The organism is Rhodococcus sp. RDE2, assembly GCF_020885655.1.
Taxonomy (GTDB): Bacteria; Actinomycetota; Actinomycetes; order Mycobacteriales; family Mycobacteriaceae; genus Rhodococcus; species Rhodococcus pyridinivorans.
The window spans coordinates 1476913-1500087 of record NZ_AP025186.1 but is presented as its reverse complement, the minus strand read 5'-3'; the positions used below and the strand labels follow the sequence as shown (position 1 = coordinate 1500087).

General features: G+C 69.9%; 18 protein-coding genes. 9 read left to right on the top strand and 9 right to left on the bottom strand.

Translation table 11 applies throughout. The annotated features are described in order from the left end of the window. Positions 1-64 precede the first annotated feature (64 nt). Genes LPH33_RS07115 through LPH33_RS07105 form a run of 3 tightly spaced genes read right to left on the bottom strand, consistent with a single transcriptional unit; the run spans position 65 to position 2606 of the window. Entirely contained in the window at positions 65-697 is a 633-nt protein-coding gene (locus LPH33_RS07115; RefSeq protein ID WP_229567586.1) for an alpha/beta hydrolase, read from the bottom strand. Between the two features lie 27 nt (positions 698-724). Further along, positions 725-1930 (bottom strand): alanine racemase, encoded by a 1206-nt coding sequence (locus tag LPH33_RS07110; RefSeq protein ID WP_160874790.1) that lies wholly within the window; start codon positions 1928-1930, stop codon positions 725-727. Positions 1931-1961: 31 nt separating this feature from the next. Continuing rightward, positions 1962-2606, bottom strand: coding sequence for a TetR/AcrR family transcriptional regulator (locus LPH33_RS07105; protein ID WP_026061099.1), 645 nt, complete (start codon positions 2604-2606; stop codon positions 1962-1964). Between the two features lie 75 nt (positions 2607-2681). On the opposite strand from LPH33_RS07105, the gene LPH33_RS07100 reads away from it, so the two are divergent. Then, positions 2682-3989: a D-arabinono-1,4-lactone oxidase gene (locus tag LPH33_RS07100; protein WP_229567584.1), complete on the top strand. Its 1308-nt coding sequence runs from the start codon at positions 2682-2684 to the stop codon at positions 3987-3989. 27 nt (positions 3990-4016) lie between these two features. On the opposite strand, the gene LPH33_RS07095 is transcribed toward LPH33_RS07100, so the two are convergent. The 4 genes from LPH33_RS07095 to LPH33_RS07080 form a co-directional block, all read right to left on the bottom strand. Next, positions 4017-4949: an adenosine deaminase gene (locus LPH33_RS07095; RefSeq protein ID WP_229567582.1), complete on the bottom strand. Its 933-nt coding sequence runs from the start codon at positions 4947-4949 to the stop codon at positions 4017-4019. Positions 4950-4995: 46 nt separating this feature from the next. Beyond that, the gene (locus LPH33_RS07090; RefSeq protein WP_016691992.1) at positions 4996-5757 is read right to left on the bottom strand and encodes a crotonase/enoyl-CoA hydratase family protein; all 762 of its coding nucleotides are present in this window, start codon (positions 5755-5757) and stop codon (positions 4996-4998) included. 78 nt (positions 5758-5835) lie between these two features. Beyond that, complete coding sequence (locus LPH33_RS07085; protein WP_229568280.1) at positions 5836-6879, bottom strand: class I adenylate-forming enzyme family protein; 1044 nt, start codon at positions 6877-6879, stop codon at positions 5836-5838. A 131-nt stretch (positions 6880-7010) separates the two neighbouring features. Continuing rightward, entirely contained in the window at positions 7011-8489 is a 1479-nt protein-coding gene (locus LPH33_RS07080) for an MFS transporter (protein WP_229568278.1), read from the bottom strand. Between the two features lie 94 nt (positions 8490-8583). Here LPH33_RS07080 and LPH33_RS07075 point away from each other — a divergent pair, with 94 nt between their 5' ends. Both LPH33_RS07075 and LPH33_RS07070 read left to right on the top strand, forming a co-directional pair. After that, positions 8584-9279, top strand: coding sequence for a GNAT family N-acetyltransferase (locus LPH33_RS07075; RefSeq protein WP_088896803.1), 696 nt, complete (start codon positions 8584-8586; stop codon positions 9277-9279). 25 nt (positions 9280-9304) lie between these two features. Further along, on the top strand, positions 9305-10324 hold the full coding sequence (locus tag LPH33_RS07070; protein WP_088896709.1) for a glutathione S-transferase family protein: 1020 nt from the start codon (positions 9305-9307) through the stop codon (positions 10322-10324). A 30-nt stretch (positions 10325-10354) separates the two neighbouring features. Here LPH33_RS07070 and LPH33_RS07065 read toward each other — a convergent pair whose 3' ends face one another. Both LPH33_RS07065 and LPH33_RS07060 read right to left on the bottom strand, forming a co-directional pair. Further along, positions 10355-10819, bottom strand: coding sequence for a VOC family protein (locus LPH33_RS07065; protein ID WP_016691997.1), 465 nt, complete (start codon positions 10817-10819; stop codon positions 10355-10357). After that, positions 10816-11676 carry an AraC family transcriptional regulator gene (locus LPH33_RS07060; protein WP_229567580.1) on the bottom strand — a complete coding sequence of 287 codons (861 nt, stop codon included), beginning with the start codon at positions 11674-11676 and terminating at the stop codon, positions 10816-10818. The genes LPH33_RS07065 and LPH33_RS07060 overlap by 4 nt, the downstream gene beginning before the upstream one ends. Positions 11677-11733: 57 nt before the next feature. Between LPH33_RS07060 and LPH33_RS07055 the strand changes: the two genes are divergently transcribed. The 6 genes from LPH33_RS07055 (at position 11734) to LPH33_RS07030 (ending at position 23161) form a co-directional block, all read left to right on the top strand. Next, the gene (locus LPH33_RS07055) at positions 11734-12468 is read left to right on the top strand and encodes a hypothetical protein (RefSeq protein WP_016691999.1); all 735 of its coding nucleotides are present in this window, start codon (positions 11734-11736) and stop codon (positions 12466-12468) included. 2 nt (positions 12469-12470) lie between these two features. Beyond that, positions 12471-13277: an alpha/beta fold hydrolase gene (locus LPH33_RS07050; RefSeq protein ID WP_160874794.1), complete on the top strand. Its 807-nt coding sequence runs from the start codon at positions 12471-12473 to the stop codon at positions 13275-13277. A 115-nt stretch (positions 13278-13392) separates the two neighbouring features. Continuing rightward, positions 13393-14481 carry an ABC transporter ATP-binding protein gene (locus LPH33_RS07045; RefSeq protein ID WP_229568276.1) on the top strand — a complete coding sequence of 363 codons (1089 nt, stop codon included), beginning with the start codon at positions 13393-13395 and terminating at the stop codon, positions 14479-14481. After that, entirely contained in the window at positions 14478-15257 is a 780-nt protein-coding gene (locus LPH33_RS07040) for an ABC transporter permease (RefSeq protein ID WP_160874798.1), read from the top strand. The genes LPH33_RS07045 and LPH33_RS07040 overlap by 4 nt, the downstream gene beginning before the upstream one ends. A gap of 81 nt (positions 15258-15338) precedes the next feature. Continuing rightward, positions 15339-19181: an ABC transporter ATP-binding protein gene (locus LPH33_RS07035; protein WP_229567578.1), complete on the top strand. Its 3843-nt coding sequence runs from the start codon at positions 15339-15341 to the stop codon at positions 19179-19181. 203 nt (positions 19182-19384) lie between these two features. Beyond that, complete coding sequence (locus LPH33_RS07030) at positions 19385-23161, top strand: multifunctional oxoglutarate decarboxylase/oxoglutarate dehydrogenase thiamine pyrophosphate-binding subunit/dihydrolipoyllysine-residue succinyltransferase subunit (RefSeq protein WP_160874802.1); 3777 nt, start codon at positions 19385-19387, stop codon at positions 23159-23161. Positions 23162-23175 lie beyond the last annotated feature (14 nt).

Sequence of the window (23175 nt, the reverse complement as noted above, 5' to 3'; positions counted from 1 at the left end):
ACACCACCGGGCCCCTCGCAACCGCCACCGCGAGGGGCCCGGTGGTCTTCCGGGGACTGCGGTGTCAGACGGACAGGCCGCCCACGAACTCGGCGAGGTCCGAGGTCACCCTGCGATGGACGGGCTCGTGGAGCAGGTCGTGACCGGCATCGGGATAGTCGAGCAACTGCGCCCGCGGCACCGCCGCCGCCCAGGCGCGCACCGGATCGATCGGGGCGAGCCGGTCGTCGACGCCGTGGACCAGCAGGACCGGCAGGTCGCTCGCACGAAGGGCTTCGGCCGTCGCCGGCAGCGCCGCGGTGCGCGGCGTACCGCACAGGACGACACCCGCGAAACGGGTACCGCCGGAGACGCCCCTGCTCAGCGCCGTCAGGACGGTGGCCGCACCGAGCGAGTGCCCCATCGCCACCAGGGGCAGACCCGACTCGGAGGCGATCCCGGCGAGCACGCCGAAGTCCTCGGCATGGCGCCCGACATCGCCCGGTGAACCGGGTTCTCCCTCCGACAGTCCGTGTCCGGCGAGGTCGAGACCCCACAGCGCGATGCCGTGGGTCGCGAGACCGGACGCGAAACGGTGGTAGTGCCCGGTGTGCTGCCCGAAGCCGTGGGCGAACACGACACCGGCACGCGCATCGTCGACCGGCCAAGACCGCCAGTGGACCCGGCCCACCGATCCGGGGAAGAACGTCAACGGCATGGACTCATTCTCGCCGGAGGCGAGAGGTCACCAGCAGCCGCCCTCGCCGCGGTAGGTGGGCGCCTCGGTGCGTCCGTGCTCGTCGACGAGATACACCCGGTCGAACCTCTCGCACAGTTCGCCGGCCTTCGCGTGGCGGAACCACACCCGTCCGCCGATGGGGATCGACGCGGCCGCGCGACCGCGCACCGGGGTCTGCACCTCCCCCGCGCCTTCCGTCCCCAGCAGCTTCAGTCCCGCGGGGCGGACCGGACGCGGGACCCGCGAGACCCCGGGCGGGCCGGATGCGATGTAGCCGCCGCCGAACAGCGTCGTGATCGACGGGGCCGGTTTCCGCACCGCGGGCAGCGCGAAGAACATCGACGGCTTCGGCGTGAACGCGCGGTAGCCGTCGAACAGGGTGGGGACGTACAGTCCCGATCCCGCCGTGGCCTCGGTGACGACCCGGTCGGCGGTGGTCACCTCGAGCGAGCCGGTGCCGCCGCCGTTGACCAGTTCGAGTCCGCCCACGACCGCTCGGACCGCCTCGACCACGGCGCGTCGGCGCGAAGCGAGTTCTCGCGCCGACAGACCCTTGACGAGCCGGACCGGCAACGAGGAGTCGGGCAGACCCGCGATCTGGGCCTCGTAGAACATCACGCCGACGACATCGAACCCGGCGGACTCGGCGCGACGGGCCAGCTCGGCCGCGGTCTCCGGGGTGCGTATCGGCGAACGCCGCACCCCGAGGTGGACCGGGCCCACTCGCAGCGACGCATCGATGTCCAGGCAGACCCTCGGGCGGAAGTCGTTCTCCCCCACTGCCTCGCGAGCTGCCTCGTGGATGACGCGGAGATGCTCCGCCGAATCGATCATGAGCGTGATCGCCTGTGCCGCTTCGGGCGACGCCGCGAGACGCCCGAGTGCCGTCCGGTCGACCGTCGGATATCCCATCAGGATGTCGCGGGCGCCGTGCTCGACGAGCCACAGGGCCTCGCGCAGCGAATACGCCATGATGCCGCGAAAACCGCCGCGGGCGGTCAGTTCCGGGCCCAGGACCTCGGACAGGACGGCGCGGCACCGCACCGATTTGCTCGCGACCCGCACGGGCACACCGTTCGCGCGGCGGATCAGGTCGTCGGCGTTGCGCCGCAGGGTGGGCAGATCGACGGCGGCGAACGGCGGGTCGAGGTCGGCCGTCGCCGCCTGCACCCGGTCGAGGGCGTCGTCGTGAGCGGAAGCAGCACGGAGCACGGGCGATCCCTTCGGAAAAGGTCGGGTCGGGTCAGGAACGTTCTACGGCACGGGTCGCGATGATGTCGGCGACGACTCCCAGTTCGGTCGTGGCCGCGTCGCCGTCCCGATCGACGAGCCACCGGAGTACGACTCCGTCGAGCACGGACAACGACAGTCGTGCGAGCGTCTCGGTGGGCAGCGACCATTCGACACCGCACCGCTCGGCACAGGAGTCGAGGAACAACCGGGCCTGCTCGTCCATCAGGCGGTACTGCTCGATGGCGATGTCGCCGCCGGCGGGACTGCCGTCGGTGCGCTGCCGGAGCGAGTAGGCGGTGATCTCGTAGGTGAGGGTCTGCAACCCCGGCGTGGATTCGATCGCCGACCACATGGCACGAAGACCGGTGTGAAGCATCGAGCGGAGACAGTCGACGCCGCCGGCCTGCTGCGTGTCGACGGGCACGTCGAAGGCCGCATGCATGGCCCCGGCGAGTTCGCCCACGACGGCGTTCGCCATGGCGACGACGAGGGCTTCCTTGCTGTCGAAACAGTAGTGGACGACGCCCAGTGACACTCCGGCCTTCTCGGCGACGGCGCGGACCGTGACGGCCCCGACTCCCCCACCTTCCGCCAGTTCCAGTGCTGCACCCACGAGTTGGGCGCGGCGCTCATCAGCAGGCAACCGATTCGGCATGACCTGATGGTAGAGGTCGGGAAAGATTCGCGAGCAGGTGTTGACTTGGACGCTCGTCCAGGTCGAAGATGAGGCATGGCCACCTGGCGCAACTGGGCGCGTACCGAGCGCGCGACACCCCGCCGTTTCGAGACTCCCGGCAGCGTCGACGACCTCGCGCGCGTCGTCGTCCGCGCCTCCGAGCGAGGCGAACACGTCAAGGCCGTGGGCGCCGGGCACTCGTTCACCGGCGCGGCCGTCACCGACGGCACGCTGATCTCGCTCGACCGGATGTCCGGTCTCGTCGCGGTGGAACCGTCGGCCACCGGCGCGCGCGTCACCGTGCGGGCAGGGACGCGACTGCACGACCTGAGCGACCTGCTGTGGACGCAGGGCCTCGCCGTACCGAATCTCGGCGACATCGACGTCCAGTCCGTCGCCGGCGCGATCTCGACCGGCACCCACGGCACCGGTGCGACCTTCCGCGGACTGGCGGCAGCCGTGTGCGGTGCGACGATCGTGCTCGCCGACGGCCGGATCGTCGACTGCTCCCCCGAACACGAACCCGACCTGTTCGAGGGCGCGCGGCTCGGCCTCGGCGCTCTCGGCGTGCTCGCGACCGTGACGCTCGACTGCGTCCCCGCGTTCCGTCTGCGCGCGGAGGAAGCACCCTCGTCGCTCCGCACGACACTCACCGCCCTCGACGAACTGCGCAGCGGTGTCGACCATTTCGAGTTCTACTGGTTCCCGCACACCGACGGCGTGCTCGTCAAACGCAATACCCGACTCCCCGGCGAGGCACCGGTGCAGCCGGTCGGGCGGGTGCGCACCCTCCTCGACGACGAACTGCTCTCCAACGGCGCGTTCGCACTCTTCCAGCAGGTCGGGACGCGAATTCCGGCCACCATCCCGGCGCTGAACCGGGTCGCGTCACGGGCGTTGTCCCCGCGCACCTTCGTCGACCGCAGTTACCGGGTGTTTGCCTCCACCCGGCGGGTGCGGTTCCGGGAGATGGAGTACGCGCTCCCCGCCGAACATCTGCCCGAGGTCCTGCGCGAGATCGATGTGTGGCTGCAGCGCAAGGACGTTCACGTCGGTTTTCCGGTGGAGGTGCGGTTCTCGCAGGGTGACGACGTGTGGTTGTCCACGGCGCACGGCCGCGACACCGCCTATGTGGCCGTGCACCAGTACCATCGGCGCGACCACGCGGCCTACTTCGACGGTGTCGAGCCGATCCTGCGTGCGGCGCAGGGACGCCCGCACTGGGGCAAGCTCCACTCCCTCACCGCCGACGACCTGCGCGAGCTCTATCCCCGGTTCGACGACTTCCTCGCCGTGCGCGACCGCGTGGATCCGCACCGCACCTTCACGAACCCGTATCTGCGCCGCGTCCTGGGCGAGTGACGCCCGGGCAAACGCACCCGGACGGACTCAGAGGAAGGCGGCGTCCCACGAATTGCGCCGGAGCACATCCCGTTCGGCGTCGGTGAGACCGAGCTGGTCCTTCAGTCCCGCGAGGTTGTCGTCGACGTAACCGCCGAAATAGGCGGGATCGTCCGAGTGCACGCTCACCGACAGGCCCGCCTCGAGCATGCGGCGCAGCGGATGGTCGGCGAGCGTATCCACCACGCGGAGGCGGACATTCGAGAACGGGCAGACGGTGAGCGGAATACTCTCGTCGACCAGGCGCGCCACGAGCTCGGGATCCTCGAGCGAGCGGATGCCGTGGTCGATGCGCTCGGCACCGAGCAGATCGAGGGCCTGCCACACGTATTCCGGAGGTCCCTCCTCCCCCGCGTGCGCCGTGATGTGGAGGCCTTCGGCCCGTGCCCGCGCGAAGACGTCCTCGAACAGCGACGGCGGGTGGCCCACCTCCGCCGAGTCGAGGCCGAGCGCGATGATCGGCGCGCCGAGGCGCAGCAGTTCGCCGAACACCTCGTGGGCTTCGGGCACGGGACGATCACGCACGATCGACGCGATCATCGCCGCGTCGACCCCGAACTCCCGGTGTGCCCCGGCGACGGCGTCGGAGAGCCCGGCCACGACCTCGGGCAGCGGGACACCGCGTGAGGTGTGGGCCTGCGGATCGAAGAAGAACTCCGCGCGGGTGACGCCCGCCCGCGCCGCACGAGCGAAATAGGCGCGGGCGAGGTCGGCGAAGTCCTGTGCGGTGCGCAGGACCTCCATGTTCGCGTAGTACAGGTCGAGGAACGACTGCAGGTCGGTGAACCGGTAGCGGCTGCGCAGATCGTCGAGATCGCGATAGGGCAGCTCGATGCGGTTCCGCTCGGCGAGGGCGAGGATCAGTTCGGGTTCGAGCGTGCCCTCGATGTGCACGTGCAGTTCTGCGAATCCGTCGGTCACCTGATCCTCGCCATCTCTCGTTCGGTTGCCCTCGAGTGTCAGGAGCTCAGCGACCCTTCCACACAGGAGGCCGCTTCTCGGCGAAGGCGGTGGCGCCTTCACGCGCGTCCTCCGAGGTGAACACGGGCCCCATGATCTCCATCTGCTTCGCGAACGCCTCCTCGCTCGACCAGTCGGCCGAGCGGACGATGATCTCCTTGGTCGCCGCCACGGCGAGCGGTCCGTTCGCCGTGATGCGCTCGGCCAGTTCGAATGCGCCCTCGAGTGCCTCACCGGGTTCGGTGAGGCGGTTGACGAAACCGTATCCGTAGCCTTCCTCGGCGGTGAACGCGTCCCCGGTGAGGGCGAGTTCGAGGGCCTTCTGGTAGGGGATGCGCGACGGCAGGCGCAACAGGCCACCGCCACCGGCGACGAGGCCGCGCTTGACCTCCGGGATGCCGAACTTCGCGTCCTTCGCGGCGACGACGAGGTCGGTGGCCAGGACGAGTTCGGTTCCGCCGGCGAGGGCGAATCCTTCGACGGCGGAGATGAGCGGCTTGCGCGGCGGCGCCTCCGTGAAGCCGAGGCCCTTGCCGGGCACGACCACGTTCTCGCCGGCGACGAACGCCTTGAGGTCCATGCCCGCGCAGAAGTTGCCGCCGGCGCCGGTGAGCACACCGACCGACAGGGAGTCGTCGCTGTCGAGCTGGTCGACCGCCTCGGCGAGCGCGTGGCTCACGGCGGCGTTGACGGCGTTGCGCGCCTCGGGCCGGTTGATGGTGATGACGAGAACGCGATCGCGTCGTTCGAGCAGGACTACGTCGGACATGGACACACCTCTCCACTACGGAAAATGCCGGTTCACCCGGTTACAGGCTGTATACCCGACGAGAACCTGTTCCAGGGTTCACGACACCCGGACGGCGATCTGATCGACGAAGCCCTCGTCGTCGATGCGCACCTGATCGCCCGTGCGGAACCAGCCGTCGTCCGTGAACGCCTCGTCCGCGGCGCACGGATCGCGCCAGTAGCGGCGGGCCACGCTCGGTCCGCGGCAGAGCAGTTCGCCGACGCCGTGCTCGGCGTTGGGTCCGAGCAGCGCGACCTCGATCCCTCCGAACGGCACGCCGACACTGCGGGGGTGGCGGGCGCGGTGTTCCGAGGGCAGCAGGAGGCCGATGCCGCCCGTCTCGGCGACACCCCATCCCCGCACGAAGCGTGAGGCGGGGAAGGCGGCGCGGAGATGGCGCCACGGTGCGCGGATCACGCGGGACCCCGAGACCACGACGGTTCCCCCGAAGGCGAGTGTGGGCAGCAGTTGGACGCTGCATCCGACCGCCGTGGACAGCGGCGCGGTCAGCACCGTCCGTACGCCGTCGCCGACGAGATCCATGGCGTGGGCGACGGCTTCGATCGTCGACAGCACGTTGGTGTTGGTCAGTTCGACGCCGCGCAGTCCACCACCGGCGACGCGCACGTAGTAGAGCACCGCGAGTTCGTCCGGTGACGCGCCACCGTCGAGGAAGGCGACGCCGTCGGGAAGATCGGAGTCGAGGGTGAGTACCGCCCCGCTGTGGACCTCGACCTCCGCCGCCTCCTCGGGGCTGCAGCTCGGGTCGGGGAGCACCGGGACACCGCCGGCGAGGACCACGCCCAGGAAACCGATCAGCCAGCGGACGCCGTTCGGCTGGTGGATCACCACCCGGTCGGCGGGGCCGACGCCCTGATCGAGGAGGCCACCGGCGACGCGGGCGGCGGCGGCCCACAGTTCGCGGTAGGTGAGGGTGCGGCCGCATCGGTCGACCACGGCGACGCGGTTCGCGAAGCGCAGCGCACTCCGGTCGAGCAGCTCGGCGAGGCACGGCTCCAGGCAGTCGTACTGGAGGATGCCGCTGTCGCGGCGAGTGACCCGATCGTCCCGGAGCCAACGACTCCCTGCAGGAATTTCCACTACGGCCACCGACATGCCACCTCCCACCCGGCGTGCGTGCCTGCACTATATGGCGTGGATCACAGCCATGTGAGGAAACGACGGGTCACGGACACCTCGGAGGGCGCCGCGGGTGGTCGACGGATCAGCCGTCAGGCGCTCGCCGGCGCCGAACGCTCCTCGGCGGCACGCTGTTCCTTCTGGCTCGCGGGCCGGTCGAAGGCGAGCACGGCCACGAGCCCGACGAGCAGGATGCCGGCGGGTAACCACAACGATTCGGCCATCGCCGCGGCGAACGGTTCGCGCAGGGGCTCCGGCAGGACCGCGCCGGACGTCTCCATCTCCGCCACACCTCCTCCTCCCCCGCCGACACCGTTGGCACTCAACCGCGCCGCCATGATCGCGCCGAGAGCGGCACTGCCCATCACCGCGCCCACCTGACGCGTCGTGTTGTACACACCGGAACCCGCCCCGGCCCGGCTCGGTGCGAGACCGTTCGTCGCGGTGGCCGAGAGCGGCGACCAGATGCCCGCGTTCGCCACCCCGATCAGGGCGATCGGGAGCAGCAGCTGCCAGATCTCCGCGTCGGGGGTCATCACGAGGGCGAGCCAACCCAGTCCGATGGTGAGCAGCGAGAAGCCGGTGCCCGCGATCAGTCGCGGATGGACCCGGTCGACGAGCCTGCCAACGAGCGGCGCGAGCACCCCGCTGAAGACCGCCATCGGCACCATGAGCATCGCAGCACCGGTCGGGCTCAGACCGCGCACCGACTGGGCGTAGAACATGATCGGCAGCATGACGCCGGTGATGGCGAAACCCATCGTCGCGATGCCGATGTTCGCCAGCCCGAAGTTGCGGTCCCGGAACAGCGACAGCGGTACGAGCGGTTCACCGCGGTTGCGCGACTGCTGGACGACGAACACGACGAGCAGCACGATGCCCAGGCCGATCAGTGCCCACACGCGGGCGGTCCACTCGAACGAGTTGCCCTCCTGGATCCCGAACACGAGACAGAACAGGCCGGCACCGCTGAGCAGCATGCCGAGCACGTCGAAGCGGTGCGGGCTCGTGGGCAGCACGGGTACGTACCGCACGGCCAGCGCGAACCCGACCATCCCGACGGGCACGTTCACGAAGAAGATCCACTCCCAGCCCAGGCCGTCGACCAGGACACCGCCGGCCAGCGGCCCGACGAGTGTCGCGACCCCGGCCACGGCGCCCCACAGTCCCATCGCGGTTCCGCGCCGCTCACGCGGGAAGATCCGCGTCACCACGGCCATGGTCTGCGGCGACATGAGCGCCGCGCCGAACCCCTGGAAGACGCGGGCGACGATGAGCATCTCGATCGTCGACGAGAAACCGCACCACAACGACGCGATCGTGAACAGCACCAGCCCGCAGAGATAGACCCGGCGCTGACCGAAGCGGTCGCCGAGGCGGCCCGTCACGAGCAGCGGCACCGCGTAGGCGAGCAGATACGCGCTCGTGACCCACACGACAGCGGCGATGTCGGCCTCGAAGGTCCGCATGATCGCCGGGTTGGCGACGGCGACGATCGTGCTGTCCACCAGGATCATGAAGAAGCCCAGGCACAGGGCGCCCAACGCCGCCCACCGGGCACCGTCGGACATCTCCACCGCCACATCGGACCCGCGGTCGCGCGTGTCCACCTCGCTGTCGTCGCTCACCGGACCTCTCCCCTCGTCGGCGGTCTACGGTAGCGGGGTGGACCCGCACATCTCGAGCATCGCCGCCCTCGCGTGGTGTCGTGCACTGGGCCTACCCGACGGTGCCCTCGTCGAACCCGGGTGCGTGACGCGTGTCGACGACTCGTTCCGCGACGTCCGGCTGCTCGCCGTGGGGCGCACCACCGCGATCGTCGGACCCGACGCCGCGGTCTCCCGCCTCGCGGCCGAACCCGACCCGGCCGAGATCGACGCCCCGAACGCCGAGCTCGTCGTCGCAGGCCACGCGGGTCGTACGGAGATCCTCGCCCTGTGCACCGACTGGATCGACGCGACACGCGTCGAGAACCCGCTCATCTCCGACGACCCCGAGGACCTCGCCGAGCTGCTGCGGAGCTGCCCGCCCGACGACGTCACCGAGGCCGAACTGTCGCCGACGGGACCGTCGCGCGTGTTCGTGCTGCTCGACGACGATCACCGGCCCCTCGCCGGCGCGGCGTACAGCGAACTCGGGTCGTTGCTGGCCGACGTGCGGGTGCTGACGACACCGCCGGCGCGCCGGCTCGGACTCGCCTCGACCGTCGCGACGCTGGCGACCCACGACGCGCTCGACGCCGGACTCGTCCCGCTGGCCCGCATGCGCCGCGACAACCGCGGTGCCCGCACGGTCGCGGCGGTGTCGGGATACGACATCTGGGGAACCCTCGTGACTGTTCGGGTTCCACCCGAGAAGTGACAAGTGTGCGCGGAAGGATGCGTAGGTGACCGAGAACAAGTACGTCGAGCCGGGTGCGGAGTTCACCCGCGACACCAACTACATCCCCACCCGCATCACCGCGGACGGGCGCGACGGCTATCCCGTCGAGTCGGGGCGGTACCGGCTCGTCGCCGCCCGGGCGTGCCCGTGGGCCAACCGCACCCTGATCGTGCGGCGGCTGCTCGGTCTCGAGGACGCCCTGTCGCTGGGACTGTGCGGCCCGACGCACGACGAGCGCAGCTGGACGTTCGACCTCGACCCGGGCGGAGTCGACCCCGTCCTCGGCATCCCGCGACTGCAGGACGCCTACTTCGCGCGCTTCCCGGAATACGACCGCGGCATCACCGTCCCGGCCGTCGTCGACGTGCCCACCGGGCAGGTCGTGACGAACGACTACCCGCAGATCACCATCGACTTCTCCACCGAGTGGACGCAGTTCCACCGGGAGGGAGCCCCGGATCTGTACCCCGATGAGCTGCGGGACGAGATCGACGAGGTGGCCGAGCTCGTCTACCAGGACGTCAACAACGGCGTGTACCGGTGCGGTTTCGCCGGTTCGCAGGAGTCCTACGACAAGGCCTTCGACCGCCTCTTCGCCCGCCTCGACTGGCTCGAGGAACGCCTCGGGGCGCAGCGCTATCTCGTGGGCGAGACCATCACCGAGGCCGACGTGCGCCTGTTCACCACGCTCGTCCGGTTCGATCCCGTCTACCACGGGCATTTCAAGTGCAACCGGAACCGGCTGGCGGACTTCCCGGCGTTGTGGGCCTACGCGCGCGATCTGTTCCAGACACCCGGTTTCGGCGACACCATCGACTTCGTGCAGATCAAGCAGCACTACTACCTCGTGCACACCGACATCAATCCGACGGGCATCGTGCCGAAGGGACCGGACCTGTCGAACTGGCTCGATCCGCACGGCCGAGAGGCGCTCGGCGGGCGGGCGTTCGGGGACGGCACACCGCCGCCCCCGCCGCGCCCGAGCGAAGTGGTCCCCGAAGGGCACGGCGCGGTCGCCCGCTGATCCCCTGCCACCGTTCCCCTGCGGCGGTTCCTACGGCCGGCGCGGCCGGTAGGTGCCGATCGTCCAGTACACACCGTGCGGGTCGCGGCAGGTGAACCCGTGCGATCCGTAGTCCTCGTCGCGGAGTTCGACGGTCACGGTCGCGCGGACCGCCGGGTCCTCCGCCTGCGCCGAGGCGAGCACCCTCTCGTACAGGGCGTCGACGGTCGCGTCGTCGGGGAGCACGAGATAGGCGGTTCCCCTGTCGGCGTGCTGGTCGAGCGGCGACCCGCGACCGGTCGAGCCGAGCATGACCCCTCCGCCGTGCGGCCAGAGCAGGGCGGCGTGGTCGACGCGGTCCCCTTCCCCGTAGACCTCTGCTTCGGTGAACCCGAGGGTCTCCACGAGGAAGCGGATCGCGCCCCGGGCGTCGGTGTAGGCGAAGCACGGCCACACCGCGTCGACGGTGGGTGTGACGGTGGCCGACTGCTGCGTGGAATTCGTTGTGTTCGTCATGTCTCCGAGTGTCGGACCGGAACGTCCCGGTCGTCTTGGACGAATGGGAACACTTCGTCCTCGAGCCACCGCGACGGCGGGACGCCCGCCAGATCGCGCCAGTCGCGGGCGAGATGCGCCTGGTCGTAGAAGCCGCACTCGGCGGCAACGTCGGCGAGGCGGCGGCCGGGCTCGGCCCGCAGCATCCGCCGCGACCGGTCGAAGCGCGCCACCCGGGCAACATCCTTCGGGGACAGTCCGAACTCGGCGGCGCACCGGTTCGCGAGGTGCCGCCTGCTCCATCCGAGTTCGTCCGCGACCGCGCCGACCGGGCGACCCGGATCCGTCACGAGCAGGTGCCAGGCGTGGACGAGGTGCCCGTCCGGGCTTGTCGACCGTGCAGCGACCAGGCGGCGAGCGAGGATCCGGTCGAGGACGGCGAACCGCTCGTCCCAGGATCCGGCCGCGGAGATCCGGTCGAACAGCTCCCGGCCGTCGGCGCCGATGACGTCCTCGAGATCGACGGCCCACGGACCGAGTGCGGCGGCGGGCACACCCAGCAGGGCGCGGGCACCCGCGGGGGTGAGCGCGAGCTGGATCCCGTGCTGCCGTCCGTGGTGGACGATGGGCACCGGTTGCGTCGACAACCCTCCGGCGAGTGCGTCGAAACGTTCCGGGCACCGTCCGTCGCCCCGCGAGAGTTCGACGGGTTCGGAGATCGTGAGGATTACGGTGACCTCCGGAGAGGGCATACCCAGATGGGTCCCCGGCGGGAAACCGTCGAGCCGATACCCCTCGTACGACCGTACGTAGGGTGTCAGCAGGGGTGTCGGACGCCGCCTGGCGCCGTCCGACACACCGACTGCGGACCCGGTCATGGCACCAGCGTAGTGAGAGCAGTCCGGAAGACAAGAGCACCGGAGGACAGGGGCACGATGAGCAGCAAGGCAGGCGTCGCAGAGGCCTTTATCGTCAAGATGCTGGACAACGGCGCGAGACTGCAGGGCCCTGCGGTGGCCAAGTACGTCGATCTCGTGCGGCGCTCACACCCCGACGAGTCCCCGGCGCAGATCATCGAGCGGCTCGAGAAGCAGTTCCTGCTCACCGTCACCGGCAGCGGGTCCGCGGCGGGTGCGACCGCGGCCTTCCCCGGCATCGGGACACTCGCGGCCATCGGCGCGGTGGGCGCCGAGACGGCCTTCTTCTTCGAGGCGTCCGCGCTGCTCACCCTGGCCATCGCGTCGGTGCACGGGATCGAACCCCACAACCACGAGCAGCGCCGCGCGCTGGTACTCGCCGTCTCCCTCGGCGACGCCGGCCGGGAGATCGTCGCGACCGCGACCGGCGCGTCGCTGCGGAACTGGCCCAAGGCCCTGACCACCGGCGCGGGCGGCACCCAGCTGAAGACGCTGAACAATTCCCTGGTCAAGAAGTTCATCCGCCGGTACTTCGCCAAACGCAGTCCGCTGCTGATCGGCAAGCTCGTCCCCGCCGGCATCGGTGCCGCGATCGGTGGCGTCGGCAACCGCGCGCTGGGCAAGCGCACGATCCAGAACGCCCGCGACGCCTTCGGTCCGCCTCCGGCCGCGTGGCCTTCCGCCCGTCCCGTCCTCCCGGCGAGCGGAGAGGCGCCGGCGCTCGACGCCGGTGTTCCGGTCACGAAGGACTGACCGTGCCGGCCGACGGCAAGGTGTTCGTGCGGGAGTCCGGTGCGGGACCGCGCACCGTCGTCCTGCTGCACGGCTTCTCCGATCACGGCGGTACGTGGTGCAAGGTCGCGCCGGCGATCGCCGAACGGCACCGGGTGCTCACGGTCGACCTGCCCGGTTTCGGACGCAGCGCGCAGCACTGGCAGACACCCGTGCTCGACCACTACGTCGACGTCCTGGCCGACCTCGTCGACGACGTGCCCGAGCCGGTGTCGCTGGTCGGGAACTCGCTCGGTGCGGTCACCGCGCTGGTGTTCGCGTCGGTCCATCCGTCCCGGGTCGACCGCGTGGTGCTCGCCGACATGCCTGGTCTCGCCGGGATCCCCCGGTGGTGGACGCGAGGTGTGCGCATGCCGGTCGAGCTGTCGCGCCTGTTGCTGCGTCCGCTGCCCGCTCCGGTGATGCAGCAGGCCATGGGTGCCCTGTATGCGCGGGCCGCCGTGCACCGACGCGGCACCTTCGACCGGGCGGCGCGTACGGCCTTTGCGGCGAACTACGCGACCCGCGAGCAGGTCGACACGCTGCTCACGGTGGGCCGGCACGCGATCGGTGAGCTCGGCCGGCTGCCGATCCCGGAGATGGTGCACGCCCTCGACATGCCGGCACTGCTGGTGTGGGGCGCACGCGACCGGTTGACGCCCGCTCATGCGGCGCGGCGGGTGCAGGCCGGCGGCCGAAGACGGGTGGTGATCATCCCCGATGCGGGGCACTGTCCTCAGCTCGACGCGCCCCGCGAATTCCTCGACGCCGTCCTGCCCTTCCTCGACTGACCCGTAAGCTCACGGCGACCGCGGTACGAGCCGCACCCACATCTCGACGACGCGGGGGTCCGAATCCGTGACAGCACCGTCAGCGCAACCGCCGTACGGCACACCCGATCCCCGGGTGCCCTCGGGGGCACCGGGCGCGGGGATCGCCGTCCACGGCCTGAGCAGGACGTTCGGTGACCACACGGCGGTATCGAATCTGTGGTTCACGGTGCCGCCGGGCTCGATCACCGGTTTCCTCGGCCCCAACGGATCGGGCAAGACCACCACGCTCGGCATGATGCTCGGCCTCGTCCGGCCGAGCGCCGGGAACGCCTTCGTCGACGGCGTGCCGTTCACGTCCCTGCAGCAGCCCGCACAGGTCGTCGGAGCGGTGCTCGACGCGCGCAGCGCCCATCCCAAACACCGGGCGCTGACGCACCTGCAGGTCTACTGCGCCGCGATCGGCGTGCACGACGAGCGGGCGAGGCAGATGCTCGATCTCGTCGGCCTGGGGCCTGTCGCGCGGCGTCGCATCGGCGAGTTCTCCCTCGGCATGCGGCAGCGACTCGCCCTGGCGACGGCCCTGCTCGGACAGCCGCGTTATCTCGTGCTCGACGAACCGGCGAACGGGCTCGATCCCGAGGGCATGGCCTGGCTGCGCGACTTCCTCCGCGCGTTCGCCGCCAACGGCGGGACCGTGCTGATCTCGAGCCACATCCTGCGGGAGATCGAGCAGATGGCCGACCGTCTCGTGATCATCGCGAACGGGCACCTGGTCGCGGAGACCTCGATGACCGACCTGCGCGACGCCTACCGCTCGCGGGTGTTCGTCGCGGCCTCCGACCCGGCCCGCCTCGCGACCGCACTCGCCGCGGCCGGGCACACCGACGCGCAGGTGCAGCAGGACGGACGGCTCGCGGTGGTCGGCGTGACTCCCGACCGCATCGCCGAGATCGCCGCGACCGCGGAGGTGACGCTGTTCGGGACGAGTGTCGAGCACGTCGATCTCGAGCAGGTCTACCTCTCGATGACGGCCGGTCGCTACGCGGCCGCGCCGGTCGCGCAGTATCCGGGGCACGGCCCCCACCATCCGCAGGGCCCGCAGTACCCGGGTGCACAGCAGTATCCGAACGCCCAGCAGTACCCGCAGTCGCAGCAGTACCCGCAGTCGCAGTGGGGGCAGCCGAACCGACCGCCGACCGGGCAAGGAGGTCCCACCGCATGACCGCGCTTCTCACCGCCGAGTTCCGCAAGGTCCTGAGCCTGCGTTACTGGTGGATCCTCGGCATCGCACCGCTGCTGGTGGGACTGTTCTGCGGGGCACTGACGCTGCCGGTCGCGCGGCAACTCGAACTCGGCTTCGGGGACGGTTTCGCCGAGGCCGTCGCCGCCGCGGTCGGCATCTCCCTCTCGCTGTCGCTGGTGTTCCTGTTCGCCGCGATCTTCGGTGCGGTGGCGACGGGCAGCGAGTTCGCGCACCGAACGATCGTGACGACCTTCCTCACCGCGCGGGGACGCGACCGGGTCGTCGGGGTGAAGTTCGCGACCGTCGCCGTGATCGGGTTGCTGTACTGCCTCGTCACGGAAGTCGCGGCGGCCGCGACGCTCGTGTTGTTCGGTGGGGGCTTCGACGGTGCCGATCTCGGATCGGTCGTCAAGGTGATGGGGATCGGCCTGTTCTGCGCGCTGTTGTGGTCGCTGATCGGAGCGGGGCTGGGTCTGCTCACGCGGTCGACGACGGGCAGTGTGCTCGCGATCTGCGCGTGGGTGCCGTTCGGGGAGCTGATGGTCTCGGTCGTCCTGCACGGTCTCGGTCTCGGCGCCATCGCGTCGTACCTGCCGGCGCAGGTCACCTGGTACGTGCTGTTCTCGGCGGTGTCGATGCCCGAGGACGTCACGCTGGAGATGACATGGCCGGCGGCTCCGCTGCTCCTGGTCCTGTGGACCGTGGTGCTCAGCGGCCTCGGCTGGTGGCGCGCCCGCACCGCCGACGTCCTCTGACACCTCCGGCGACCTGCGTCTCCGTCGCTGGTCGAGCGGCTCCGCCCTGCCCTGTCGTTGCTCGGCGCTAATGTCGGTTCGATGGCACACGACCCGATTCCGCGCTCGCCGGGATGGATTTCCCGGCTCGTCGCCGAATGCCTGAAGCACCGCAGAACAGCCGTCGGGGCGCTGGCCGTCACCGTCGTCGCCGCCCTGATCGACATCACCTTTCCGCTGCTGACGAAAGTCGCGGTCGACAGCGCGACCGGGCAGGGCGACGTGCCCGCCGACGACCTGCGTCTGATCGGTCTGGCCGCAGCGGCGATCGCAGGCGGTGCGGTGATCCGGTTCGGCTGCCAGTACGGGCGTCGCATGCTCGCCGGACGCCTGTCGCTCGACGTCCAGCACGACCTGCGGCTGCGTCTGCTCGGCTCGCTCCAACGTCTCGACGGCCACGGCCAGGACCGCATCCGCACGGGCCAGGTGGTCTCGCGGTCCATCACCGACCTGCAACTCGTGCAGGGCCTGCTCGCGATGGTGCCGATGTCGGCGGGTGCGCTGCTGCAGTTCGTGCTCGCGCTGGTGATCATGACGACACTCTCACCGCTGCTGACGCTGGTCGCGGTGATCATCGTCCCGATCATCGCGGGCATCGTGCGGGTCGTACGCCCGAAGCTGTTCGCGGCGACCTGGTCGGCGCAGCAGCGCGCGGCCGACCTCGCCCAGCACGTCGAGGAGACCGTCACGGGCGTGCGGGTCGTGAAGGGATTCGGGCAGGAGTCGCACGCGGTCGACCAGCTCGAGGGACACGGTCGCAGGCTGTACGCCGAGCGTCTGCGCGCCGCCCGGATCAACGCGTGGTTCTCGGCGCCGATGGGTTCGATCCCGCAGTTCGGGCTCGTCGCCACCATCGCGCTCGGCGGCTGGCTCGCCCTCGAGGGCGGGATCACCGTGGGCACCTTCGTGGCGTTCACCGCCTATGTGGCGACGATGACGGCGACGACCCGCACCCTTTCGCAGGTCGTGATCATGGCGCAGCTGTCCCGCGCCGCCGTCGAGCGGGTGTACGAGGTGATCGACACCGAACCCGACGTCGCCGATCCCCCGCATCCCGTCGAGCTGCCCGACGGTTCGCTCGGGGTGCACCTGAAGGACGTGACCTTCGGCTTCGACGACGACCGGGACGTGCTGCGCGGCCTCGACCTGGAGATCGCGCCCGGCGAGACCGTCGCGATCGTCGGCCCGGCAGGTTCGGGCAAGACCGTGCTGTCGCTGCTGCTCCCCCGCTTCTACGCGCCGCACCGTGGATCGGTGTGCCTGACGGCGGACGGCCGCGACCTCGATGTCGCCACGCTCCGCGCGGACGATCTGCGCGGGGCGGTCGGCCTCGTCTTCGACGAGCCGTTCCTGTTCTCCGACACGGTCGCGTCCAACATCGCTCTCGGCCGGCCCGACGCATCGGACGACGAGATCCGCGCCGCGGCCGCGGCGGCACGTGCCGACGACTTCATCGAGGCCCTCCCCGAGGGATACGACACCGTCGTCGGCGAACGCGGCCTGACGCTGTCCGGCGGGCAGCGGCAGCGGGTCGCGCTGGCGCGGGCGCTGCTCGTCGATCCGCGGGTGCTGATCCTCGACGACGCGACCTCTGCGGTCGACGCCGAGACGGAGGCCGCGATCTACGGCGCGCTACGGGCCGGCCGGCGCCGCACGACTCTCGTGCTCGCCCATCGGCGGTCGACGCTCGCACTCGCCGACCGGGTCGCCGTGCTCGACGAGGGACGCATCGTCGACATCGGGACGGTCGAGGAACTCGACGAACGCAGTCGCGTCTTCCGGCGTCTGCTCTCGACCGACGACGAGGCCGCACCGGCACCGGAACGCCCGGTTCCGGCCGGCGCGTTGTGGCCCGAGGAACCGGACGACGACGAGCCGTCCGGGACCGTCCGGAACCCACCGGCCGTCGGTGGAGGTCGCGGCGGACCGGCGGGCGGTGGCGGCCGTGGAGGGCCGGTGTCCGGTGCGCTCGGTGCGGTCGCCCCGACCCCGGAACTGCGCGCGGCCGTCGACGCGCTTCCCCCGGCCACCGAGACCCCCGGCCGCGATCCGGCGCTGCAGTCCGAGGCTCTGCGCCTGCCCGACCCGCAGTTCCGGCTGTGGACGACCCTGCGCCCGGTGCGCGCACTGCTGGCGGTCGTCGTGCTGTGCCTGGCGGTGGAGTCGCTGACGAGCATCGCGTTCCCGTCGCTGGTGCGGTACGCCGTCGACCGCGGGGTGACGCCGGGCGATCCGTCCCGGCTGTGGCAGGCGACCGCCGCGGGTGTGGTGCTCGCGCTGCTCGGCTGGTTCGTGGTCGCGATCCTCACCGTGCTCACCGCCCGGGCGGGCGAACGGGTGCTGTTCGGGCTGCGCGTGCGCTCGTACGCGCACCTGCAACGACTCGGGCTCGACTACTACGAACGCGAGCTGTCGGGCCGGATCATGACGCGGATGACGACCGATGTGGACGCGCTGTCGCAGTTCATCCAGACCGGCCTGTCCACCGCGGTCGTGGCGGTGCTGACGCTCACCGGTATCTCGATCGCGTTGATCGCGACCGATCTGTCGCTGGCCCTGGTGGTGCTGGCGGTGCTGCCCGTGCTGGTCGGCGCGACCCTGTGGTTCCGGAAGGTCTCCGGCACAGCGTACGCGCAGTCCCGCGAACGCATCTCCCTGGTGAACGCGGATTTCCAGGAGAACGTCACGGGTCTGCGCGCCGCTCAGGCCTACCGCCGGGAGGAGACCGCCGCACGCAGGTTCGCCGAGCGCGCGGAGGCCTATCGGCGCAGTCGCCTGCGGTCGCAGCGGGCCATCTCGCTGTACTTCCCGTTCATCACCTTCCTGTCCGATCTGGCGCTCGCGGCGGTCGTCTTCGTCGGCGCCCGCGAGGTGGCGTCGGGCGCGGTCGGCCCCGGTGTGCTGATCGCGTTCGTGCTGTATCTGAACCTGTTGTTCGCACCCATCCAGCAGTTGTCGCAGGTCTTCGACGGCTACCAGCAGGCGCGGGTCGGTCTGCGCCGGATCGGCGACCTGCTGCGGACCGAGAGCTCGCTCGAGTCTGCCGAGGAGGGCACGGTCGCCATCACCGGGCACCTCCGCGGCGACGTCGATCTGCGGCAGGTGGGCTTCCGGTACAGCGAGGCCGATCGCGAGGCGCTGAGCGATGTGGACCTGTCGATCCCGGCCGGGTCGACGGTCGCCCTGGTGGGCCGCACCGGCGCCGGGAAGTCGACGGTCGTCAAACTGCTCGCCCGGTTCTACGACCCGACGTCCGGTTCGGTGCGGGTGGACGACACCGATCTGCGCCGTTACCGTCTGCGCGACTATCGGGGCCGGCTCGGTGTGGTGCCGCAGGAGGCGCACCTGTTCACGGGCACGGTGGCGACCAACATCGCCTACGGCCGGCCCGACGCGACGCGCGAGGAGATCGAATCGGCCGCGCGCGCCGTGGGGGCGCTGGACATGATCGCGGGACTCGCCGGCGGCATGAACCATCCGGTCGGTGAGCGCGGTCAGGGTCTGTCGGCGGGCCAGCGTCAGCTCATCGCGCTCGCGCGCGCCGAACTGGTGGATCCCGATCTGCTGTTGCTCGACGAGGCCACCGCGACCCTCGATCCCGCCACCGAGAAAGCGGTGCTCGAGGCGGGTGCGCGGGTGGCCCGCTCGCGCACGGCCGTGGTGGTGGCGCACCGTCTCGCGACCGCCGCGCGCGCCGATCTGGTGGTGGTCGTCGACGACGGCCGTATCGTCGAGTGCGGGCCCCACGACGAGCTCCGCCGAGCGGGAGGTCTGTACACCACTTTGTGGCAACTCGCTACCGGTGGTCTCGTTCCTGAGGAGCCCGAGGTCCTGCTCACTTCGACGACGGAAGGATCGAACATGAGATCGTCCTCACGTTTGTAACGGGGTGCGCGCTGCGCCGATGCACCTTAGAGGGAATAATCGGCTCTCGAGAACCGTCATCGATGGAGACCCCATCGCACCAGATTGTGAGGTAGCCCACCGACATGCGCGGTCAGTTCGGATCGTCACATGCCACGGGCTAGCCTCATATTCACAGGCGCTCCGATCGGGTACCGAAGAAAGAAACGAGGCGAACAACTGCCGTGAGCAGCAGCTCTACATCACAGTTCGGACAGAACCAGTGGTTGGTTGACGAGATGTACCAGCGCTTCCAGGACGACCCTTCGTCCGTGGATGCGAGTTGGCACGAATTCCTCACCGACTATTCGCCGGAAGCCGCGGTGGCCGGAGGCACCAACGGCTCCGACACCGCCACGACCGAGAAGCCCGCGCCGAGCACAGCATCTGCGCCGAGTTCCTCCGCTTCGGCCCCCACCAAGCCTGCACCGAAGGCCGAGACCGCGTCGGCCAAGCCCGCACCGCAGGCCGAGGCCGCACCGGCCGAGCCTGCGCCGAAGGCGGAGACCAAGCCTGCGGCGCAGCCGAAGGCCAAGGCCGCGCCTGCGAAGCCGGCTCCCAAGCCCGCCGCGGCCCCGTCGGGCCAGGCCACCGAGGAGAAGAAGGTTCTGCGCGGCGCCGCTGCTGCCGTTGCGAAGAACATGAACGCCTCGCTGTCGATCCCGACGGCCACCAGTGTTCGCGCGGTGCCTGCGAAGTTGATGTTCGACAACCGCATCGTCATCAACAACCACCTCGCCCGCACCCGGGGCGGCAAGGTCTCGTTCACCCACATCCTCGGTTACGCGATCGTCCAGGCGGTCAAGGCGTTCCCGAACATGAACAACCACTTCGCCGAGGTCGACGGCAAGCCGAACCTCGTCGTGCCCGCGCACACGAACCTCGGTCTCGCGATCGACCTTCCGGGCAAGAACGGTCAGCGTTCGCTGGTCGTGGCGGCCATCAAGAACTGCGAGACGATGAACTTCGCGCAGTTCTACTCGGCCTACGAGGACATCGTGCGCCGCGCCCGCGACGGCAAGCTCACCGGCGACGACTTCTCGGGTGTCACGATCTCGCTGACCAACCCGGGCGGCATCGGCACCGTGCACTCGGTTCCGCGTCTGATGCAGGGTCAGGGCGCGATCATCGGCGCCGGCGCGATGGAGTACCCGGCCGAGTTCCAGGGTGCGTCCGACGCGCGGATCGCCGAGATGGGCATCGGCAAGCTGCTGACGCTCACCTCCACCTACGACCACCGCGTGATCCAGGGCGCGGAGTCGGGTGAGTTCCTGAAGAAGATCCACGAGCTGCTCATCAGCGACGACTTCTACGACGGCATCTTCCACACCCTGCACATCCCCTACGAGCCGGTCCGCTGGCGCAAGGACGTGCCGGAAGGCCTCGTCGACAAGCACACCCGCGTGCTCGAGCTCATCGCCGCCTACCGCAGCCGCGGCCACCTCATGGCCGACACCGATCCGCTGCAGTTCGTGCGCGACAAGTTCCGGTCGCATCCCGACCTCGACGTCACGACCCACGACCTGACGCTGTGGGATCTCGATCGCGAGTTCAACGTCGGCGGCTTCCACGGCAACCAGAAGATGAAGCTGCGCGACGTGCTGTCGGTGCTGCGCGACGCGTACTGCCGCCACGTCGGTGTCGAGTACACCCACATCCTCGAGCCCGAGCAGCAGCAGTGGCTGCAGGAGCGGGTCGAGGCGCACCACGTCAAGCCGACGGTCGCCCAGCAGAAGTACATCCTGAGCCGCCTCAACGCCGCAGAGGCGTTCGAGACGTTCCTGCAGACCAAGTACGTCGGTCAGAAGCGCTTCTCGCTCGAAGGCGCCGAGTCCGTCATCCCGATGATGGACGCGATCATCGACCAGGCCGCCGAGCACACGCTCGACGAGGTCGCCATCGCGATGCCGCACCGCGGACGCCTGAACGTGCTCGCGAACATCGTCGGCAAGCCGTACTCGCAGATCTTCTCGGAGTTCGAGGGCAACCTGAACCCGGCCGCTGCGCACGGTTCCGGCGACGTGAAGTACCACCTCGGCGCCGAGGGCACCTACATCCAGATGTTCGGCGACAACGACATCAAGGTCTCGCTCACCGCGAACCCCTCGCACCTCGAGGCGGTCAACCCGGTGCTCGAGGGCCTCGTCCGCGCCAAGCAGGACATCCTCGACAAGGGTGAGGACGGCTTCACCGTCCTGCCGCTGCTGCTGCACGGCGACGCCGCGTTCGCCGGTCAGGGCGTCGTCGCGGAGACCCTGAACCTCGCGCTGCTGCGCGGCTACCGCACCGGCGGCACCGTGCACATCGTCGTCAACAACCAGGTCGGCTTCACCACCGCACCGGAGCACTCGCGTTCGTCCGAGTACTGCACCGACGTGGCGAAGATGATCGGCGCGCCGATCTTCCACGTCAACGGCGACGACCCCGAGGCCTGCGTGTGGGTCGCGAAGCTCGCCGTGGACTTCCGCGAGAAGTTCCACAAGGACGTCGTCATCGACATGATCTGCTACCGCCGCCGCGGTCACAACGAGGGCGACGACCCGTCGATGACCCAGCCGGCGATGTACGACGTGATCGACACCAAGCGCAGCGTCCGCAAGAGCTACACCGAAGCCCTGATCGGCCGCGGCGACATCTCGCTCAAGGAAGCGGAAGACGCCCTGCGCGACTACCAGGGACAGCTCGAACGGGTCTTCAACGAGGTCCGCGAACTCGAGAAGTACCCGCCGGAGCCGTCGGAGTCGGTCGAGCTCGACCAGACCCCGCCGAAGCGTCTCGACACCTCCGTCGACCGCTCGGTGCTCGAGCGGATCGGCAATGCCTTCGCCGAGGCGCCCGAGGGCTTCACCGTGCACCCGCGCGTCAAGCCGGTGCTCGAGAAGCGTCGCGAGATGTCGCGCAACGGCAAGATCGACTGGGCGTTCGCCGAGCTGCTGGCGTTCGGTTCGCTGGCCGAGCAGGGTGCCCTGGTGCGCCTGGCCGGTCAGGACTCCCGCCGCGGCACGTTCACGCAGCGCCACTCGGTCATCATCGACCGCAAGACCGGCGACGAGTACAGCCCGCTCGCCATGCTGGCCAACCAGGCCGGCAACGGCGGCCGCTTCATGGTCTACGACTCGGCGCTGACCGAGTTCGCGGGCCTGGGCTTCGAGTACGGCTACTCGGTGGGCAACCCCGACGCGCTCGTGCTGTGGGAGGCGCAGTTCGGCGACTTCGTCAACGGCGCGCAGTCGATCATCGACGAGTTCATCTCGTCCGGTGAGGCCAAGTGGGGCCAGCTCTCCGACGTCGTGCTGCTGCTGCCGCACGGCCACGAGGGCCAGGGCCCCGACCACACCTCGGGCCGTATCGAGCGCTGGCTGCAGCTGTGCGCCGAGGGCTCGATGACGGTCGCGGTTCCGTCGACCCCGGCGAGCTACTTCCACCTGCTGCGTCGCCATCACCTCGACGGCATCCGCCGCCCGCTGGTGGTGTTCACGCCGAAGTCGATGCTGCGCAACAAGGCCGCGGTCAGCAACGTCGAGGACTTCACGCAGGGCAAGTTCCGTTCGCTGCTCGAAGAGGTCCCCTACGAGGAGGGCACGGCCGACCGGTCGAAGGCCACCCGCGTGCTGCTCACCTCCGGCAAGATCTACTGGGAACTGCTGGCGAAGAAGCAGAAGGAAGGTCGTGACGACGTCGCGATCGTGCGCATCGAACAGCTGTACCCGGTGCCGCGCCGCCGCATCGCCGAGACGCTCGAGCAGTACCCGAACGCCACCGAGTTCTTCTGGGTCCAGGAGGAGCCGGCTAACCAGGGTGCCTGGCCGTTCCTCGGCCTCGCGCTGCCGGAACTGCTGCCCGAGAAGCTCAGCGGCATCAAGCGCGTGTCGCGTCGTGCGATGTCGGCACCGTCGTCCGGCTCGAGCAAGGTCCACGCTGTCGAGCAGCAGGAGATCATCGAGAAGGCCTTCGGTCGCTAGAAGCTCCGTTTCGG

Coding starts and splice junctions, on each gene's coding strand:
- LPH33_RS07090 (WP_016691992.1), bottom strand. CDS start 5,757: ATGTCCGACGTAGTCCTGCTCGAACGACGCGATCGCGTTCTCGTCATC.
- LPH33_RS07065 (WP_016691997.1), bottom strand. CDS start 10,819: ATGACGAACACAACGAATTCCACGCAGCAGTCGGCCACCGTCACACCC.
- LPH33_RS07040 (WP_160874798.1), top strand. CDS start 14,478: ATGACCGCGCTTCTCACCGCCGAGTTCCGCAAGGTCCTGAGCCTGCGT.
- LPH33_RS07105 (WP_026061099.1), bottom strand. CDS start 2,606: ATGCCGAATCGGTTGCCTGCTGATGAGCGCCGCGCCCAACTCGTGGGT.
- LPH33_RS07100 (WP_229567584.1), top strand. CDS start 2,682: ATGGCCACCTGGCGCAACTGGGCGCGTACCGAGCGCGCGACACCCCGC.
- LPH33_RS07115 (WP_229567586.1), bottom strand. CDS start 697: ATGCCGTTGACGTTCTTCCCCGGATCGGTGGGCCGGGTCCACTGGCGG.
- LPH33_RS07080 (WP_229568278.1), bottom strand. CDS start 8,489: ATGTCCGACGGTGCCCGGTGGGCGGCGTTGGGCGCCCTGTGCCTGGGC.
- LPH33_RS07055 (WP_016691999.1), top strand. CDS start 11,734: ATGAGCAGCAAGGCAGGCGTCGCAGAGGCCTTTATCGTCAAGATGCTG.
- LPH33_RS07060 (WP_229567580.1), bottom strand. CDS start 11,676: ATGACCGGGTCCGCAGTCGGTGTGTCGGACGGCGCCAGGCGGCGTCCG.
- LPH33_RS07035 (WP_229567578.1), top strand. CDS start 15,339: ATGGCACACGACCCGATTCCGCGCTCGCCGGGATGGATTTCCCGGCTC.